This window comes from Massilia sp. ZL223 (genome assembly GCF_018119395.1).
Classification (GTDB): Bacteria; Pseudomonadota; Gammaproteobacteria; order Burkholderiales; family Burkholderiaceae_D; genus Telluria.
The window spans coordinates 219622-238161 of sequence record NZ_JAGPWD010000004.1; the positions used below are offsets into that span (position 1 = coordinate 219622).

13 protein-coding genes are annotated in these 18540 nt (G+C 66.2%); 11 read left to right on the plus strand and 2 right to left on the minus strand.

Annotated features, from left to right (window positions below; all coding sequences use genetic code 11):
* Positions 1-122 precede the first annotated feature (122 nt).
* The 7 genes from KBW95_RS05030 to KBW95_RS05060 all read left to right on the plus strand — a co-directional run bounded on the left by KBW95_RS05030 (position 123) and on the right by KBW95_RS05060 (position 7734).
* Positions 123-1301 carry an acetyl-CoA C-acetyltransferase gene (locus tag KBW95_RS05030; RefSeq protein WP_211527629.1) on the plus strand — a complete coding sequence of 393 codons (1179 nt, stop codon included), beginning with the start codon at positions 123-125 and terminating at the stop codon, positions 1299-1301.
* A 59-nt stretch (positions 1302-1360) separates the two neighbouring features.
* Positions 1361-2101 carry an acetoacetyl-CoA reductase gene (phbB, locus tag KBW95_RS05035; RefSeq protein WP_211523087.1) on the plus strand — a complete coding sequence of 247 codons (741 nt, stop codon included), beginning with the start codon at positions 1361-1363 and terminating at the stop codon, positions 2099-2101.
* A 230-nt stretch (positions 2102-2331) separates the two neighbouring features.
* A complete protein-coding gene (locus tag KBW95_RS05040) occupies positions 2332-3657 on the plus strand; it encodes an amino acid deaminase (RefSeq protein ID WP_211527630.1) in 1326 nt (441 codons plus the stop codon).
* Between the two features lie 49 nt (positions 3658-3706).
* Positions 3707-4663: a prolyl aminopeptidase gene (gene pip, locus KBW95_RS05045; protein ID WP_211523089.1), complete on the plus strand. Its 957-nt coding sequence runs from the start codon at positions 3707-3709 to the stop codon at positions 4661-4663.
* A 70-nt stretch (positions 4664-4733) separates the two neighbouring features.
* Positions 4734-5180, plus strand: coding sequence for a DUF2721 domain-containing protein (locus tag KBW95_RS05050; RefSeq protein WP_211521892.1), 447 nt, complete (start codon positions 4734-4736; stop codon positions 5178-5180).
* 19 nt (positions 5181-5199) lie between these two features.
* A complete protein-coding gene (locus KBW95_RS05055) occupies positions 5200-5655 on the plus strand; it encodes a hypothetical protein (protein ID WP_211527631.1) in 456 nt (151 codons plus the stop codon).
* Positions 5656-5700: 45 nt separating this feature from the next.
* Positions 5701-7734, plus strand: coding sequence for an NADPH-dependent 2,4-dienoyl-CoA reductase (locus tag KBW95_RS05060; protein ID WP_211527639.1), 2034 nt, complete (start codon positions 5701-5703; stop codon positions 7732-7734).
* Between the two features lie 74 nt (positions 7735-7808).
* Here KBW95_RS05060 and KBW95_RS05065 read toward each other — a convergent pair whose 3' ends face one another.
* Entirely contained in the window at positions 7809-8930 is a 1122-nt protein-coding gene (locus KBW95_RS05065; RefSeq protein ID WP_211527632.1) for a beta-ketoacyl-ACP synthase III, read from the minus strand.
* 132 nt (positions 8931-9062) lie between these two features.
* On the minus strand, positions 9063-10481 hold the full coding sequence (locus KBW95_RS05070) for a S41 family peptidase (RefSeq protein ID WP_211523092.1): 1419 nt from the start codon (positions 10479-10481) through the stop codon (positions 9063-9065).
* A gap of 539 nt (positions 10482-11020) precedes the next feature.
* Between KBW95_RS05070 and KBW95_RS05075 the strand changes: the two genes are divergently transcribed.
* The 4 genes from KBW95_RS05075 to KBW95_RS05090 all read left to right on the plus strand — a co-directional run.
* Positions 11021-13243 carry a TonB-dependent siderophore receptor gene (locus KBW95_RS05075; protein WP_211523093.1) on the plus strand — a complete coding sequence of 741 codons (2223 nt, stop codon included), beginning with the start codon at positions 11021-11023 and terminating at the stop codon, positions 13241-13243.
* Between the two features lie 70 nt (positions 13244-13313).
* Positions 13314-15380, plus strand: a complete 2067-nt coding sequence (locus KBW95_RS05080; RefSeq protein WP_373888756.1) for a M13 family metallopeptidase — start codon at positions 13314-13316, stop codon at positions 15378-15380.
* 80 nt (positions 15381-15460) lie between these two features.
* On the plus strand, positions 15461-17518 hold the full coding sequence (locus KBW95_RS05085; RefSeq protein ID WP_211527633.1) for a M13 family metallopeptidase: 2058 nt from the start codon (positions 15461-15463) through the stop codon (positions 17516-17518).
* A 284-nt stretch (positions 17519-17802) separates the two neighbouring features.
* The coding region (locus KBW95_RS05090) for a GNAT family N-acetyltransferase (protein ID WP_211527180.1) at positions 17803-18540 on the plus strand (738 nt) is incomplete at its 3' end.

Below are 18540 nucleotides of genomic sequence, written 5' to 3' on the forward strand. Positions count from 1 at the left end.
GTAGAGCACCGTACGTAATATGCTTGGGTTTCGCACCCCTCGCGCCAATCAAGGGATGCCGGCGGCTCCGGCCGCCGTCTCGACCAACCCGGCCCGAACGGGCCGGCAGAACGGAGATCGACATGGAAGACGTAGTCATCGTGGCCGCTGGCCGCACTGCCGTCGGCAAGTTCGGCGGCACGCTCGCCAAGATCCCAGCCGCCGAACTGGGCGCGCATGTGATCCGCCACCTCCTGGGCAAGACGGGCATCGATCCCGCTTCCATCAGCGAGGTCATCATGGGCCAGGTGCTCACCGCCGGCGTGGGCCAGAATCCGGGCCGCCAGGCGTCCATCAAGGCGGGCCTGCCCGACATGGTGCCGGCCTACACCATCAACAAGGTCTGCGGCAGCGGCCTCAAGGCCACCCACCTGGCCACCCAGGCGATCCGCTGCGGCGACGCCGGCATCATCATCGCCGGCGGCCAGGAGAACATGAGCGCCGCGCCGCACGTGCTCAACGGCTCGCGCGACGGCTTCCGCATGGGCGACATCAAGATGACCGACACGATGATCGTGGACGGCCTGTGGGATGTCTACAACCAGTACCACATGGGGGTGACGGCCGAGAACGTCGCGCGCAAGTACGAAGTCTCGCGCGCCGAGCAGGACGAATTCGCGCTGCAGTCGCAGCTCAAGGCCGAGGCCGCCCAGAAGGAAGGCCGCTTCAAGGACGAGATCATCCCGATCGAGATCCCGTCCAAGAAGGGCGCGATCGTGTTCGACAGCGACGAATACCCGAAGCACGGCACCACGCTGGAAGCGCTGGCCAGCCTGCGCCCGGCCTTCAACAAGGAAGGCACCGTCACCGCCGGCAACGCGTCCGGCCTGAACGATGGCGCGGCCGCCGTGATCATGATGGGCGCCTCCAAGGCGCGCGAACTGGGCCTGGCCCCGCTGGCGCGCATCAAGGCCTACGCATCGGCCGGCATCGACCCGACCATCATGGGCATGGGACCGGTCTCGGCCTCGCGCCTGTGCCTGCAGAAGGCCGGCTGGCGCCACGAGGACGTGGATCTGATGGAAATCAACGAGGCGTTCGCCGCCCAGGCCATTGCCGTCAACAAGGAAATGGGCTGGGATACCTCGAAGATCAATGTGAACGGCGGCGCGATCGCGCTGGGCCACCCGATCGGTGCGTCCGGCTGCCGTGTCCTGGTCACCCTGCTGCACGAAATGGCCCGGCGCGACGCCAAGCGCGGCCTGGCCAGCCTGTGCATCGGCGGCGGCATGGGCGTGGCGCTGGCAGTCGAACGCGACTGACAGGCGATCCATATACGGGGATGTTAGGGAAGTGACGAATACCAACACTGGAGAGAACAATGGCTAGAGTAGCATTAGTAACGGGCGGCATGGGCGGCCTGGGCGAAGCGGTGTGCCTCAAACTGGCCGCGCTGGGATATACGGTCGTCACTACTTTTTCGCCGGGTAACAAGAAGGTCGACGGCTGGCTCAGCAGCATGCGCGAGCAGGGCCACGACTTCAAGGCCTACGCCTGCGACGTGTCGGACTACGACTCGGCCCAGGAATGCGTGCGCCAGGTGGTGCAGGACATCGGCCCGGTCGACGTGCTGGTCAACAACGCCGGCATTACCCGCGACATGACCTTCAAGAAAATGGACAAGGTCAATTGGGATGCGGTCATGAAGACCAACCTGGACTCGGTCTTCAACATGACCAAGCCGGTCTGCGACAGCATGGTCGAGCGCGGCTGGGGCCGCATCATCAACATCTCGTCGGTGAACGGCCAGAAGGGCGCCTTCGGCCAGACCAACTACTCGGCGGCCAAGGCCGGCATGCACGGCTTCACCAAGGCGCTGGCGCTGGAAGTGGCGCGCAAGGGCGTGACCGTCAACACCATCTCGCCGGGCTACATCGGCACCAAGATGGTGATGGACATCCCGAGCGAAGTCCTGGAAACCAAGATCATCCCGCAGATTCCGATGGGCCGCCTGGGCAAGCCGGAAGAAGTGGCTGGTCTGGTCGCCTTCCTGGCTTCCGACGACGCGGCTTTCGTCACCGGCGCCAACATCGCCATCAACGGCGGCCAGCACATGTTCTGATCCGCATGGCTTGATCACACCGATCTGCGCTTGCGCTCTCGGCCCGGTCCAGTAATGGCCGGGCTTTTTTTCGGCTGTTTCCGGCTTCACGATGCGCGTGACACGCGAGCTTCCATGCCCCTTGTCACATACGCGAGCGCGCACTGGCGCCAGGCCGCCGATCGCGGTGCCGCACGATGCCGCCGCCATTTACAATGGCATGGTCTCCACCTGGCATGAAGAGGAAACCGATGTCTACCTTGCCGCATGGCGCGCTGGCGCTGTCCAGCCTCGACGAACAAGTGCTGCTCCCCGGCACCAAGGGCCTGCCCCTGCGCGAACCCTTGCGCCAGGGCGCGATCGGCGTGCAGGGCTGGAACGTGCTGCGCGGCGACACCAGCTTCCCGGTGGCGGTGCTGAAGGATGCCGCGTTGCGCCACAACCTCGACTGGATGCGCCGCTTCTGCGAGCGCCATGGCGTCACCCTGGCGCCGCACGGCAAGACCACGATGAGTCCGCAGCTGTTCGGCGCCCAGCTGGCCAATGGCGCCTGGGGAATCACCCTGGCCACAGCCGCCCAGGTGCAGATAGCGCACCGTTTCGGCGTGCGCCGCGTGCTGCTGGCCAACCAGCTGGTGGGCCGCGCCGACATCGCGGCCGTGCTCGACCTGCTGCACGGCGACCCCGACTTCGAATGCGTGGTGCTGGCCGATTCCCCGGCCGGCGCTGAGCGCCTGGCGCGCGCGGTGCGGGAAACAGGACTCGCGCGTCCGCTCCCGGTGCTGGTCGAGCTCGGCCTGGCCGGCAAGCGCGCCGGCTGCCGCACGCCTGAGGCGGCGATGGCGGTGGCGCGCCAGGTCGCCGGCGCCCGGGGCCTGGTCCTGGCCGGCTTCGAAGGCTACGAAGGCCTGCTCGTCACCAGCGACCGCGCCGCCGATGTGCGCGCGGTGAACGATTTCCTGGCCCAGCTCACCGCCCTGGTGCGCGCCGCCGACGAGGAAACGCTGTTCGGCACACCGGAAATTCTGCTCTCGGCCGGCGGCTCGGCCTATTTCGACCTGGTGGCGCGCGGCTTCGCGGGTGTCCATGGCCTGTCGCGCCCGGTGCGCGCGGTGCTGCGCAGCGGCTGCTACCTGACGTCGGACCACGGCACCTACCTGCGCCACATCGCCGAGATCGAGGAGCGCGAAGGCGCGCAGGAACAAGGCCTGCAACCGGCCCTGGAAGTCTGGAGCATGGTGCAGTCGCGCCCCGAGCCGACCCTGGCGATCCTGACCATGGGCAAGCGCGACGCGTCCTATGACGCCGACCTGCCGGTGCCGCTGTATACCCACCGCCCGGACAGCGGCGCATCCAGCCCGAGCACGCTGCCGCCGGGCTGCACGATCTTCAAGCTCAACGACCAGCACGCCTACCTGCGCCTGCCCGAGGGCGACCCGCTGTGCGACAGCATGGCGGTGGGCGACCTGGTCGGCTGCGGCATCTCGCATCCCTGCACCACCTTCGACAAGTGGCAGCTGCTGCTGGCGGTGGACGAGGCCTATACGGTGCGCTACGCCCTGAACACCTTCTTCTGACGGGGCGCGGTAGGCTACAATCGGCTTCCACCTCCTGCAAAGAGCCGCCATGCCCGTCACGCCGCCGTCGCTGTTCCCGCCGATCCAGCCCATCCGCCAAGGCATGCTCGCCGTCGACGAGCTGCACACGATCTACTGGGAAGAGGTCGGCAACCCGGACGGCACTCCGGTCGTGTTCCTGCACGGCGGCCCGGGCGCGGGCCTGTCGCCCCAGCACCGCCGTTTCTTCGACCCGCGCACCTACCGCGTGATCCTGTTCGACCAGCGCGGCGCCGGCAAGTCGACCCCGCTGGGCGAATGGCGCAACAACACCACCCAGCTGCTGATCGAGGACATCGAGCGCCTGCGCACCCTGTTCGGCATCGAGCGCTGGCTGGTGTTCGGCGGCTCCTGGGGCTCGACCCTGGCGCTCGCCTACGGCCAGGCCCATCCCGAGCGTTGCCTGGGCTTCGTCCTGCGCGGGATCTTCCTGTGCACGAAGGACGAGGTGGAATGGTTCATCAATGGCGTGCGCTGGTTCTACCCGGAGCTCTACGACGAATTCGTCGCGCCGATTCCGCAAGCCGAGCGCGGCGACCTGCTCAAGGCCTACGCCAGCCGCCTGCTGTGCCACGACCCGGACGTCTACTGGCCGGCAGCGCGCGCCTGGAGCCGCTTCGAAGGGCGGCGCGTGTTCCTGCTGCCCCAGCCGGAAGAAGCCGCGTCCGACACCCTCGACCTGGGCGTGGGCCGGCTCGAATCGCACTACATGCTGAACGGCGCCTTCCTCGAGGAAGACCAGCTGGTGCGCGACATCGGGCGCATCGCCCACCTGCCGGCCACCATCGTGCAGGGCCGCTACGACGTGATCTGCCCGCCGCTATCGGCTTACCGCCTGCACGCGGCCTGGCCGGGCGCGAAGCTGCACATGATTCCCGACGCCGGCCACGGCGCACTGGAAACCGGCATCGCGCGCGCCCTGGTGGCCGCGACCGAGCAGTTCAAGCGCCACGGCCGCTTCGATTGAAGCGGGACCCGCCGCTGCGGACTGCTACACTAGGCGCCAAGACACACCACAACAATTCGAACGTGTTCTCATGAATATCCAGATCAGCGACATCGGCCACGTCATCCAGCTGGCGATCGCGCCGGTGTTCCTCCTGACCGGCGTGGCGACCAAGCTGACGGTCCTGACCAACCGCCTGGCGCGCATCATCGACCGCACCCGCGTCCTCGAGGACCGGCTCAAGGTCAGCCCCAACGGCGAATACGCATCCGAACTCGAAACCCTGTACCAGCGCTCGCACCTGATCAACTACGCCATCACCTCCAGCACCGCCTGCGGCCTGCTGGTATGCGTGGTCATCGCGATGCTGTTCCTGGGCGACACCACCAATCTTCCGCTCGACCAGTACATCGCCGCCTGCTTCGTGTTCGCGATGATGGGCCTGATCAGCAGCTTCATTTATTTTTTGCGCGAGATCTTCATCGCCTCGCGCTTCATGCGCCAGCAGCACCTGCACTCCCTGCAGCAGGGGCGCTGACGCAGCCTTGAAAGAACCTATGCACGACTACCAACGCCCCCCGACCCTGCACCGCTACGCACTGCGCGCCGACCTCGAGAACGCGCTGAGCGCGGGCCAGTTCCGTCTCGAGCCCGCGGGCGGCTTCCTGACCCTGTCCTTCTCGGCCGTGTGGGACAAGCACCTGTTCGACGTCCTGGCCCCGGCCGACAGCTGCCTGGTGATCCACAACACCGAGCTGTTCGGCGAGCGCCTGCACCGTGCGGTGCAGCGCCTGCTGCCCAACTGGGCCGGCATCGACGGCCCGGTCGAATACGGCAGCCGTTCGCGCCTGGGCGCCGCTTTCTCGAAGAGCGCCATGCATGCGCAAGAGAAGGAATGGCAGTTCGCCTGGCGCTCGCTGTCGCCCAACGCCAGCCTGCATCCGGTCACGGTCAGCATCGGCAATATCGAGTCCTTCGCCGAATTGCGCAGCCGCGAAAGCCACCTGGCTTAATCACTTTAGAAACACGGCTCCAGGAAATCACGGTGTAATGCCGTGATGACTACCAACGCCTACCCCAATCTGCTCGCGCCGCTCGACCTGGGTTTCACCACCCTCAGGAACCGCGTGATCATGGGCTCGATGCACACCGGGCTCGAAGACCGTTTCTACAACTACGGCAAGCTGGCCGCGTTCTACCGCGAACGCGCGCGCGGCGGCGCCGGCCTGATCGTCACCGGCGGCATCTCGCCCAACCGCCAGGGCTGGCTGCTGCCCTTCGGCGGCACCCTGAATTTCCTGGGCGACGTGCCCAACCACCGCAAGCTCACGCGCGCGGTGCACGAGGAGGGCGGCAAGATCGTGCTGCAGATCCTGCACGCGGGCCGCTACGGCTACCAGCCCTTCGTGGTTTCGGCCTCCGGCATCAAGTCGCCGATCTCGCGCTTCACGCCCAAGCCCCTGACCGAGGCCGGCATCGAGGACACCATCCGCGCCTACGCGCGCTGCGCGAAGCTGGCCAAAATGGCCGGCTACGACGGCGTCGAAGTGATGGGCAGCGAAGGCTACCTGCTCAACCAGTTCCTGTGCGCGCGCACCAACAAGCGCACGGACGCCTGGGGCGGCTCGATCGAGAACCGCATGCGCCTGCCCGTGGAAGTGGTGCGCCGCATCCGCGCCGCGGCGGGTCCCGACTTCATCATCATGTACCGCCACTCGGTGCTCGACCTGGTCGAAGGCGGCAATACCTGGGACGAAGTGGTGGCCACCGCCAGGGCCCTGGAAGCGGCCGGCGTCAACCTGCTCAACACCGGCTACGGCTGGCACGAGGCGCGCATCCCGACCATCGTCACCTCGGTGCCGCGTGCGGCCTTCGCCGACGTGGCGGCGCGCCTGCGCAAGGAAGTGGGCATTCCGGTGGCGGCCTCGAACCGCATCAACATGCCGGCCGAGGCGGAGCAGCTGCTGGCCTCGGGCAGCGCCGACCTGGTGTCGATGGCGCGGCCCTTCCTGGCCGATCCGGAGTTCGTGAACAAGGCCGCCAGCGGCCGCGTCGACGAAATCAACACCTGTATCGCCTGCAACCAGGCCTGCCTGGACCACACCTTCCAGAACAAGCGCGCCAGCTGCCTGGTCAATCCGCGTGCCTGCCACGAGACCGAACTGGTGGTCCGCAAGACCGTCAAGCCGAAGCGCATGGCCGTGGTCGGCGCCGGCCCGGCCGGCCTGTCGGCGGCCACGGTGGCGGCCGAGCGCGGCCACCAGGTCACCCTGTTCGATGGGCTGGACCGCATCGGCGGCCAGTTCAATGTCGCCATGCGCGTGCCCGGCAAGGAGGAATTCGCCGAGACCATCCGCTACTTCGGCCGCCGCCTGGAACTGCTGGGCGTCGAGGTACGCCTGAACGAGCGCGTCACGCGCGAGCAGCTGGTCGCCGCCGGCTACGATGAGGTGGTGGTGGCGACCGGCATCGTCATGCGCAAGCCGCGCATCGAAGGCATCGATCATCCCAAGGTGCTCAGCTACCTGGACGTGCTGCGCGACCGTAAGCCAGTTGGCCAAAAGGTGGCGATCATCGGCGCGGGCGGGATCGGTTTCGACATGGGCGAGTTCCTGGTGCACGATCCGGCCGTTCCGCTGCCGGTGCCGGCGGCGCACTGGATGGCGGAATGGGGCGTGGATCCCCATGTGGCCACGCCCGGCGGCCTGGCCGCGCCGGTGCCGCCGCAGCCGCCGCGCCAGGTCTGGCTCCTGCAGCGCAAGACCACGCGGCCGGGGGCGGGGCTGGGCAAGACCTCGGGCTGGGTGCACCGCGCGACCCTGGTGCGCAATGGCGTGACCATGATGGCGGGCGTCCAGTACGATCGCATCGACGATGCGGGTCTGCATATCACCGTCGGGGGCGAGCAGCGGCTGCTGGACGTGGATCACGTGGTGATCTGCGCGGGGCAGGAGAGCCTGGCGGAGCTGATGCCGGCGGAGGGCGCGACTGGTGGCCCTGGCTTCCACAAGATCGGTGGGGCGGCGCTGGCGGCGGAACTGGATGCGAAGCGCGCCATCCGGGAGGGGGCGGAGCTGGCGGCGCGGCTTTAATGAGACCGCGGTGTGCTGAAAAACTTGGGTCCCCGCGAAGGCGGGGACCCAAGTTTTAAGCAAACCAAAAACGCTTATTTTTTACGCACCACCACGCAGCCGATCGAATATCCCGCCCCAAACGAGCAGATCACCCCATTGGCGCCGGCCGGCAAATCGTCCTGGTACTTGTGGAAGGCGATGATCGACCCCGCCGACGAGGTATTCGCATAGGTGTCGAGGATCACCGGCGCCTCTTCCGGCGTCGCATCGCGCCCCAGCAGCGTGCGCGCGATCAGGAGGTTCATGTTCAGGTTCGCCTGGTGCAGCCAGTAGCGCGAGATATCCTTGATCTCCAGCCCGGCATTGCGCACCGTGGCGGCGATCGTCTCGGCCGCCATCGGGCACACTTCCTTGAACACCTTGCGGCCCTGCTGGCGGAACAGCTTGTCCGGCTGGCCTACGCCCGCTTCGTCGAAGCGGTTCATGAAGCCGAAGTTGTTGCGGATGTTGTTCGAGAACTTGGTCTTGAGCTGGCTATCCAGGATTTCCCACTGGTGCTTGCTGGTCGCCGTCTCCGCGGCTTCCACGATCACGGCGGTGCAGGCGTCGCCGAAGATGAAGTGGCTGTCGCGGTCGCGGAAGTTCAGGTGGCCGCTGGTGATTTCCGGGTTCAGCATCAGTACCGCGCGCGCGCGGCCGTTGCGCACCGCGTCGACCGCGGTGGCGATGCCGAAGGTGGCCGAGGAGCAGGCCACGTTCATGTCGAAGCCAAAGCCGTCGATGCCCAGCGCTTCCTGGACCTCGACCGCCATGGCCGGGTAGGGACGCTGCATGTTGCTGCAGGCGACCAGCACCATGTCGATGTCGGCCGGGGTCTTGCCGGCGCGCGCCAGCGCTTCGCGCGCGGCGGCCACGCACATCTCGGCCTGCAGCGACACCTGGTCGTCGGCGCGCTCGGGAATGCGCGCGGTCATGCGGGCCGGGTCCAGGATGCCTTCCTTTTCCATCACGTAGCGCGACTTGATGCCCGAGGCCTTCTCGATGAAGCCGCTGCTCGAGGGCTCGAGCGCCGTCACCTCGCCCGCCGCGATCGCCGCGGCGTGCTCCTGGTTGTGCAGCTCGACGTAGGCGTTGAAGGCCGTCACCAGCTCGTCGTTGGAAATGGATTGCGAGGGCGTGAACAGGCCGGTGCCGCTGATGACGACAGGTTTCATGATAGGCAAACTTTCAATGGAAATAACGGGACTTGCCCGTAAGATGGCCAAATTCTACACGGTCGTGCTAAAACAGGGAATCGCCGCTTGGGGGCCGTTGGGAACTGGGCGCACACCGGCTCCCGGGGCATCCTAGTGGCCCTGGGCCAGCGTGGTGGCGCCGGCGCGCTTGGACAGCTGGACCGGCTGGCCCTTGAGGTGGTTCAGGGCCTGGGCCAGCTGGAAATCGTCCTTGCTGCCATAGTCGACCGGCTTGCGCAGGCGCGCCTCGGCCAGCAGGCGCATCTGCTCTTCGATGTCTTCCTGGCGCGTCGCGCTTTCCTTGTCGCGGTCGTTCGACAGGTGGCGTTCCAGGTCGGCTTCGCGCATGCGCAGCGCGTTCAGGCCGTCGCCCTCGGCGGTTTCGTCGACCGGGAAGTCGGGCACGATGCCGCGCGCCTGGATCGAGCGCCCGGCGGGGGTGTAGTAGCGCGCCGTGGTCAGCTTGACCGCGGCGTCGTGCCCGATCGGGCGGATGGTCTGCACCGAGCCCTTGCCGAAGGTCTGGCTGCCCAGGATGGTGGCGCGTTTGTAGTCCTGCAGGGCGCCGGCCACGATTTCCGAGGCCGAGGCCGAGCCGGTGTTCACCAGCACCACCATCGGCAGGGTCTTGTAGGCGGGCGGCAGGGCGGACAGCGGATCGGCGCCGCTGCGCAGCATGTAGAACTCGGGACGGCCGTAGAAGCGCTGCTTGGAATCGGCCAGCTGGCCGTTGGTCGAGACGATCTCGGCGTCCTTGGGCAGGAAGGCCGCCGCCACGCCGATCGCGCCCTGCAGCAGGCCGCCGGGGTCGTTGCGCAGGTCGAGCACCAGGCCCTTCATGTCCGGGTTCTGGCGGTACAGGGCCTGCAGCTTGGCCGCCATGTCGTCCACCGTCGGTTCCTGGAACTGGGCGATGCGCAGCCAGGCATAGCCCGGCTCGATCATTTTCGCCTTCACGCTCTTCTGGATGATCTCGCTGCGCGTGATGGTGAAGAAGAGCGGCGCAGGCGCGTCCTTGCGCGCGATGGTCAGGGTGACCCGGGTGCCGGGTTCGCCGCGCATGCGCTTGATCGCCTCGTCGATCGGCACGCCCTGCACCGGGAAGCCGTCGATCTGGGTGATCAGGTCGCCTTCCTTGATGCCGGCGTGGAAGGCCGGCGAGTCTTCGATGGGCGCGACGATCTCGACGTAGCCGTCCTCGCTCTCGGAAATCTCGATGCCCAGGCCGACGAAGCGGCCCTCGGTGCCCTCGCGCAGCTCGCGGTAGGCGCGCGGATCGAGGTAGGCGGAGTGGGGGTCGAGCGAGGCCACCATGCCGGAAATGGCTTCCGACAGCAGGGCCTTGTCCTCGACCGGCTCGACATAGTTGGACTTGATGACGCCGACGACGTCGGCCAGCTGGCGCAGTTCGGCCATGGGCATGCTTTCCTCGACCGGCTTGTAGGCCAGGGCCGAGAACTGCATGGTGAGCGCGACCCCGGCAAGCGCGCCAAGGCCGACGAGGCAGGAATTCTTGAATGTAGAGCCCATGGTCACCCGATCTGGCTGCGCGCGCCTTGAAATGTCCGCTGGTTCGCCCCTGAGATAGCGCAATCCAGTATAAACCTGTTCCTGCGCGCCGGAGAGCGCAAGCGCAAACAAGCATGCACCCGGCCCGCCATGCACAGGGCAGGGCGCACAGCTATTGATCCGTTGGTAAGCAATTGTAAGAGTGCAAGCGAGCGGGGGCGGGGCGGCCTATATTCAATACCAGTTTTTCTCTCTCTCCACTCTTGAAGTGGTCTTTGCCCACGGCCCCCTCCGTGGGCTTTTTTCTTTCCGGCGCACGCAGGCGCGCTGCCGGAAAAGGCCTGCCGGGATTGTACATTCCACAGCGCAACTTTACCCGCGCACACAAGGTCTTGTTGTCGTCTCCCAACACATGCATACGCGAAAAAGCACTCCTGGCGTGTATCGAAAAGTAAAAAAACTTTAATCCCCGTTGCTGCCTGTTTCTCAACAGCTAGAATGGTCTTTCGCCCGCGTGCGCCCTGTACGCGCCGGCATGCTACCGAAGACCAAGAACGCGAATGAATACATATGTTTCCCTGGCCTGCGCGGCCCTGCTCGGCGCGGCTTCCGTGCCCGCGGCAGGCCAGACCGGCGCCGAGCCGGCAGCACCCCAGGAGCCGGGTGCGGCCCAGACCCGGCAGGCGCCGCCTCCCAAGACCGACGACAAGCTGCAGCAGGTGACCATCAGCGGCAGCCGCGCCAACGATACCGACCAGCGCCGCCTGGCCACCGCTTCCAAAATGATCTTCGGCCGCGAAGAGCTGGACCGCAACGGCGACAGCAATGTCGGCGAGATCCTCAAGCGCCTGCCGGGCGTGACCATGGCCGGTCCGCCGGGCCGGGGCGGCGGCGGGGTGCGCATGCGCGGCATGGGCAACGGTTATACGCAGATGCTGGTCAACGGCGAGCGCCCGCCGCCAGGCTTCTCGCTGGAGTCGCTGCCGCCCGACCAGGTCGAGCGCATCGAGGTGATCCGCGGCCCGGTGGCCGAGCATTCCACCCAGGCGATCGCCGGCACCATCAACATCGTGCTGCGCGAAGGCTACCAGCAGAAGGACATCCAGTTCCGCGCCAGCGACAGCGTGTCCGGCGGCCTGCATTCGCCCGACGTGTCGCTGGCGATGCCGGGCAAGTCCGGCAGGCTGAGCTGGCTCACCAACGTGATGCTGCGCCTGAACCGCAACGAGAACGAGAGCCGGACCTACGACCGCACCGAGCGCCGCGACGGCACCCTCGACAGCGAGCAGCTGCTCGACGGCCGCAGCGATTCGCATTCGAAGGGCCTGCACGCCTCGCCGCGCTTCACCTACACCTTCGACAACAAGGACACGCTCACGGTCCAGCCCTTCCTGGGCGTGAACCGCAGCGATTCGCGCCTGAACAACACGGTCACGCGCCTGGGCGGCGAGCCGGATTACGCGCGCCTGGACCAGGCGTCGGATTCCGATTCCACCTTCGGCCGCCTGTTCGGCAACTGGCTGCACCGCATGGACAACAACGCCAAGCTCGACCTCAAGTTCGGCTTCGGCGGCGCCAACAGCGAGAACACCAGCGTGCGCCGCACCTATGGCTTCGCCGGCGAGCCGCTGCGCGTGTTCAACGACACGGGCGACATGCGCTTCCGCGGCGCCAACACGGGCGGCAAGTACACCAGGCCGATCGCCAAGGGCCACCTGCTGGCCGTCGGCTGGGACGTGGAATATACACGCCTGAAGCAGAAGCAGGTGTCCGAGGACGACGGCGGTCCGCTGTACGAGGAATCGGGCGCGAATCTCTCCGCCAACCAGCGCAAGATCGCGCTGTTCGCCCAGGACGAATTCGACATCAGCGAGCGCTGGTCGGCCTACCTGGGCCTGCGCTGGGAAGGCATCCGCACCGCCAGCACCGGCGTCGGCAACAGCGTGAAGAACGAGAGCCGCGTCTGGAGCCCGGTGCTGCACAGCGTCTGGCGCATCCCCGGCAAGGACAAGGACCAGGTGCGCGCCAGCCTGACGCGCAGCTACCGCGCCGCGCAGCTGAACGACATGATCGCCGCGCCCACCATCTCGGCCGACAATTCCTTCGTGCGCCCCGACCGCAGCGGCAATCCGGACCTCAAGCCGGAACTGGCGACCGGCATCGACCTGGCCTACGAACACTACATCGGCCGCACCGGCATCGTCTCGGCCAGCGCCTTCGTGCGCAATGTCGACGACCTGATCCGCCGCACCGTCACCGAAGTGCCGACCGCCCAGGGCCCGCGCTGGATCTCGCGCCCGGTCAACATCGGCAAGGCGCGTACCAGCGGCATCGAGCTGGAAGCCAAGTTCCAGCTGACCGACCTGGTCAAGGATGCGCCGAACGTGGACGTGCGCGCCAACTACAGCCGCTTCTGGTCCGACGTGGAAGACATCCAGGGCCCGCACAACCGCCTCGAGGGCCAGGCCGAGCAGACCGCCAACGTGGGCGCCGACTGGCGCCTCAAGGGCCTGCCCCTGACCCTGGGCGCGAGCCTGAACTGGACCCCGGATTTCCTGGTCCAGGTCAGCAACGAGGAACTGGCCTTCACCGGCTCCAAGCGCCAGCTGGACCTGTTCGCGCTGTGGAAATTCTCAGGCAATACCCAGGTGCGCGTGTTCGGCAACAACCTGCTGTCGCAGAACTACGATACGGCGCGCAGCGTCAGCCTGCCGGAAGTATTCACCAGCACCCAGACGCGCACATATGCAACAGTCGGTGTGCGTCTTGAAACAAAACTGTAATCAAACGGCCGGAGCCCATGCTACATTTTCCGGCCGTAGCACTTTTTTACCCCGCAAAGAGGACCTTCCTGTGAAGCGATACATCCTGAGCACCCTGACCCTGTCCATCATGACCGCCTTCGCCACCACGGCGGCGGTCGCGGCGGACAACGCGCCGGCAAAACCGGCGGCGGCCTTGATTTCCGGCATCGACACCCAGTTCATCGACGACAGCGTGCGTCCGCAGGACGACTTCTTCAGCTATCTCAACGGCAAGTGGCTCAAGACCGCCGAGATCCCGAGCGACAAGGCCAGCTGGGGCACCTTCATGAAGCTGCGCGACGACACCACGCCGCAGCTGCGCGCCATCATCGAGGCCGCGCAGAAGGATCCGCTTGCTCGGAAGCAGGGCACCGAAACCCAGAAGATCGCCGACCTGTACGCCAGCTTCATGGACCAGGCCAAGCGCGAGAGCCTGGGCTACAAGCCGCTCAGCGGCGAACTGTCGCGCATCCGCGCGCTCAAGGACAAGAAGGCGGTCCCGAACCTGGTCGCCCACCTGGCGAAGATCGGCGTGGCTTCGCCCTACGGCATGTACGTCAGCCAGGATGCGCGCGAGTCCACCAAGTACGCTGCCTACATCAGCCAGAGCGGCCTGGGCATGCCGGACCGCGACTACTACCTGAAGCTGGACGACAAGCGCATGGCCGAGACCCGCGCCGCCTACGAACAGCACGTCGCCAGGATCCTGGCGCTGGCCGGCGAGAAGAACGCCCCGGAACAGGCCAAGGCCATCCTCGACTTCGAGACCGAGCTGGCCAGGGTGCAGTGGACCAAGGTCGAGAACCGCGACCCGGTCAAGCGCTACAACAAGATGACGGTGGCCGAGCTGGCCAAGCTGGCCCCGGGCTACGACTGGAAGGCGGCGCTGGCCGCCGCCGGGGTGGCCGGCAAGGCTGACTACGTCATCGTGTCGCAGCCGAGCTACCTGGCCGGCTTCGACGCCGTGCTGGCCAAGACCGACCTGGCCACCATCAAGTCCTACTTCGAATGGCAGCTGCTGCGCGAGTACGCGCCCTACCTGTCGAAAGCCTTCGTCGACGAGAACTTCGCCTTCTATGGCACCGCGCTGACCGGCGTGACCGAACAGCGTCCGACCTGGAAGATCGGCGTCTCGACCGTCGAGGGCGCGCTGGGCGAGGCGCTCGGCAAGCTGTACGTCCAGGAGCACTTCCCTGCCGAGCGCAAGGCGCGCATGGAAGAACTGGTGAAGAACCTGCTGGTCGCCTACAAGGAATCGATCGACACCCTCGAGTGGATGAGCCCGGCGACCAGGAAGGAAGCCCAGGCCAAGCTGGCCAAGTTCACCCCGAAGATCGGCTACCCGGACAAGTGGCGCGACTACTCGGCGCTGGCGATCCGCGGCGGCGACCTGGTCGGCAACGTGATGCGCGCCTCGACCTTCGACTACAACCGCAACATCAACAAGCTGGGCAAGCCGATCGACCGCACCGAATGGGGCATGACGCCGCAGACCGTGAACGCCTACTACCGCAGCACGACCAACGAGATCGTGTTCCCGGCCGCGATCCTGCAGCCGCCGTTCTTCGACATGCGCGCCGACGACGCCGTGAACTACGGCGCGATCGGCGCCGTGATCGGCCACGAGATCGGCCACGGCTTCGACGACAAGGGCAGCCAGTCGGACGGCGACGGCAACCTGCGCAACTGGTGGACCGAGGAAGACCGCGCCGCCTTCAAGGCCCGCACCGACAAGCTGGTCAGCCAGTACAGCGGCTTCTCGCCGCTGCCGGGCTATCACGTCAACGGCGAACTGACCCTGGGCGAGAACATCGGCGACAACGCCGGCCTGTCGATCGCGCACAAGGCCTACAAGATCTCGCTCAAAGGCCAGCCTGCTCCGGTGATCGACGGCCTGACCGGCGACCAGCGCTTCTTCATGGGCTTCGGCCAGGTGTGGCGCTCGAAGATGCGCGAAGCCCAGCAGATCAACCAGGTCAAGACCGACCCGCACTCGCCGGGCCAGTTCCGCGCCAACGGCACGGTGATGAACATGCCGGGCTTCTACGAAGCCTTCGGCGTGAAGGAAGGCGACAAGATGTACCTGGCGCCGAAGGACCGCGTCACCATCTGGTAAGCGCGATGCATGAAAGCGGGCCGGAGCCACAAGCCCCGGCCCGCTGCACATAGAATAACAACCCCTACACGGAGAACCTGATGAAACGACATATCCTGAGCGCCGCGGCGCTGGTGCTGGTGGCCTCGATGGCCCAGGCGGAATCGAACAGCGCGGCCAAGAGCGGCGCCAAGGCCGGCACGCTCTCTTCCGGCATCGCCCTGCAATACGTGGAGCCAGCGGTGCGCCCGCAGGACGACTTCTTCGCCCACCTGAACGGCAAGTGGCTCAAGACCGTCGAGATCCCGGCCGACAAGTCGAGCTGGGGCGCCTTCCACCAGCTGCGCGAAGACACCCTGCCGCAGCTGCGCGCGATCATCGAAAAGGCCGCCGCAAGCAAGGGCGCCCAGGGTTCGGAAGTGCAGAAGATCGGCGACTTCTACGCCAGCTACATGGACGAGGCCCGCCTGGAGCAGCTCGGCATCGCGCCGCTGAACGCGGAACTGGGCAAGCTCGCCGCCATCAAGGACAAGGCCGAACTGCCGGCCGTGTTCGCGCAGCTGGGCCGCCAGGGCGTGAACGTTCCCTTCGTCTTCTACATCCACCAGGACGCCAAGGATTCGACCCGCTACGTGGCCGACCTCTACCAGGCCGGCCTGGGCATGCCGGACCGCGACTACTACCTGAAGCAGGACGACGCCAAGCTGGCCGACATCCGCGCCAAGTACCAGCAGCACGCCGAGAAGATGCTGGCCATGGCCGGCGACAAGAACGCCGCCGCCAACGCCAAGGCGATCGTCGAGCTGGAAACCGAACTGGCCAAGGTCCAGTGGACCAAGGTCGAGAACCGCGACCCGGTCAAGACCTATAACAAGGTCGAGCTGGCCAAGCTGGCCGAGCTGGCGCCGGGCTACGACTGGCAATCCTGGCTGGCCGCATCCGGCCTGAAGGGCAAGACCGACTACCTGATCGTCAGCCAGCCGAGCTACCTGAAGGGCTTCGCCGAAGTCCTGAACCGCGTGCCGCTCGAGACCTGGAAGACCTACCTGCAGCTGCACCTGGTGGAAAGCTACGCCAACTACCTGTCGAAGGCCTTCGTCGACGAGCGCTTCGCCTTCCACGGCACCACCCTGTCGGGCACCCCGCAGCTGGAAGCGCGCTGGAAGCGCGGCGTCTCGACCCTGGAAGGCAGCCTGGGCGAAGCGGTCGGCAAGCTGTACGTGAAGGAGCACTTCCCGGCCGAGCGCAAGGCGCGCATGGAAGTCCTGGTCAAGAACCTGCTGGCCGCCTACAAGTCCTCGATCGACACCCTCGACTGGATGAGCCCGGCGACCAAGAAGGAAGCTCAGGCCAAGCTGGCCAAGTTCACCCCGAAGATCGGCTACCCGAACAAGTGGAAGGATTACTCGGCCCTGAGCGTCAAGCGCGAGGACCTGGTCGGCAACGTGATGCGTTCGCGCGAGGTGGAATACAACCGCGAGCTGAACAAGCTGGGCAAGCCGATCGACCGCGACGAATGGGGCATGACGCCGCAGACCATCAACGCCTACTACAACCCGGAACTGAACGAGATCGTGTTCCCGGCCGCGATCCTGCAGCCGCCGTTCTTCGACGCCAAGGCCGACGACGCGGTCAACTACGGCGGCATCGGCGCCGTGATCGGCCACGAGATCAGCCACGGCTTCGACGACCAGGGTTCGCAGTACGACGGCGACGGCAACATGCGCAACTGGTGGACCGAGGAAGACGGCAAGAAGTTCGCCGAGAAGACCAAGGTCCTGATCAACCAGTACGCCGGCTACAGCCCGCTGCCTGGCTATAACGTCAACGGCGAACTGACCCTGGGCGAGAACATCGGCGACAACTCGGGCCTGGCGATCGCCTACAAGGCCTACAAGCTGTCGCTGAAGGGCAAGAAGGCGCCGGTGATCAATGGCCTGAGCGGCGACCAGCGCTTCTACATGGGCTGGGGCCAGGTGTGGCGCACCAAGATGCGCGAGCCGGCGCAGATCGCCCAGATCAAGACCGACCCGCACTCGCCGGGCCAGTACCGCGCCAACGGCACCCTGAAGAACCAGCCGGGCTTTTACGAAGCCTTCGGCGTGAAGGAAGGCGACAAGATGTACCTGGCGCCGAAGGATCGCGTGATCATCTGGTAAGCCCTGACAGGGCTTGATGCGGAAACCCGGGTTGGCCTGTCCGATCCCGGGTTTTTTTTCGCCGCCGCCGGGAGCGGCCCGGTGCGGCCTGTCTAAGAATAGTGCAATTGCGTGTGTCTCAATGGAGACGACTGGAGACGGGAGAAAGTTAAAACATTTGAAAAAGTGTAAAATAATGCCAACTTATTAACTGGCCGGGCCGCCGGCGATCTTATGCACGTTCACCTCACGTACGCTATCAAGATCCGCGCCGTTGGCCGGGCCGAGACGGGAAAGTATCAAGGATGAGTTCCTGGGAAGTGCGTGACATACCGTTCAAGTTCCAGCTGAGCGACTGGACCTTGTTCCAGGCGTCCATCCGCCTGCAGCTGCGCTCGATCGGACTGGCCGAGGCCGGACATCCCGGCGCCGCCGCCGTGCAGGGCGAGGACCAGCTTGCCCCGGGCAGCCAGGGCTTCGCCTTGCGCCGCCTGCCGGTCGACGAAGCGCTGCCGCGCCTGGCCCGGTCCGGCCCCTTCCTGCGCTACGTGCCGTTGCAATACCAGCACTGCTACATCGAATTGGGCACTTCGTTCGAGGACTACCAGAAGAAATTCTCGTCCAAGACGCGCTCGACCATCAACCGCAAGATCCGCAAGTTCACCGAGCACTGCGGCGGCACCCTCAAGTGGCACGCCTACCGCAGCCCGGACGAGGTCCCGGCCTTCTTCCAGCTGGCGCGCGCGGTGTCGAAGCTGACCTACCAGGAAAAGCTGCTGGACGCGGGCCTGCCCGATACGCCCGAATTCATGGAACGCGCCCGCGCGCTGGCCGCCGGCGGGCAGTTGCGCGCCTACGTCTTGTTCGACGGCGAACGGCCGGTCTCCTACCTGTACTGCCCGGTCCAGGACGGCGTCGCCATCTACGCCTACCTGGGCTACGACCCGGCCTACATGCACCTGTCGGTCGGCACCGTACTGCAGTGGCTGGCGCTCGAGCAGATGTTCAAGGAAGGGCACTTGCGCTACTTCGATTTCACGGGG

What these genes read in the sequence shown, in the direction of transcription:
- KBW95_RS05065 (WP_211527632.1), bottom strand. Translation starts at nt 8,930, where the DNA reads ATGAAACCTGTCGTCATCAGCGGCACCGGCCTGTTCACGCCCTCGCAA.
- KBW95_RS05030 (WP_211527629.1), top strand. Translation starts at nt 123, where the DNA reads ATGGAAGACGTAGTCATCGTGGCCGCTGGCCGCACTGCCGTCGGCAAG.
- KBW95_RS05085 (WP_211527633.1), top strand. Translation starts at nt 15,461, where the DNA reads ATGAAACGACATATCCTGAGCGCCGCGGCGCTGGTGCTGGTGGCCTCG.
- KBW95_RS05070 (WP_211523092.1), bottom strand. Translation starts at nt 10,481, where the DNA reads ATGGGCTCTACATTCAAGAATTCCTGCCTCGTCGGCCTTGGCGCGCTT.
- phbB (WP_211523087.1), top strand. Translation starts at nt 1,361, where the DNA reads ATGGCTAGAGTAGCATTAGTAACGGGCGGCATGGGCGGCCTGGGCGAA.
- KBW95_RS05055 (WP_211527631.1), top strand. Translation starts at nt 5,200, where the DNA reads ATGCACGACTACCAACGCCCCCCGACCCTGCACCGCTACGCACTGCGC.
- KBW95_RS05060 (WP_211527639.1), top strand. Translation starts at nt 5,701, where the DNA reads ATGACTACCAACGCCTACCCCAATCTGCTCGCGCCGCTCGACCTGGGT.
- KBW95_RS05040 (WP_211527630.1), top strand. Translation starts at nt 2,332, where the DNA reads ATGTCTACCTTGCCGCATGGCGCGCTGGCGCTGTCCAGCCTCGACGAA.
- KBW95_RS05050 (WP_211521892.1), top strand. Translation starts at nt 4,734, where the DNA reads ATGAATATCCAGATCAGCGACATCGGCCACGTCATCCAGCTGGCGATC.
- KBW95_RS05075 (WP_211523093.1), top strand. Translation starts at nt 11,021, where the DNA reads ATGAATACATATGTTTCCCTGGCCTGCGCGGCCCTGCTCGGCGCGGCT.
- pip (WP_211523089.1), top strand. Translation starts at nt 3,707, where the DNA reads ATGCCCGTCACGCCGCCGTCGCTGTTCCCGCCGATCCAGCCCATCCGC.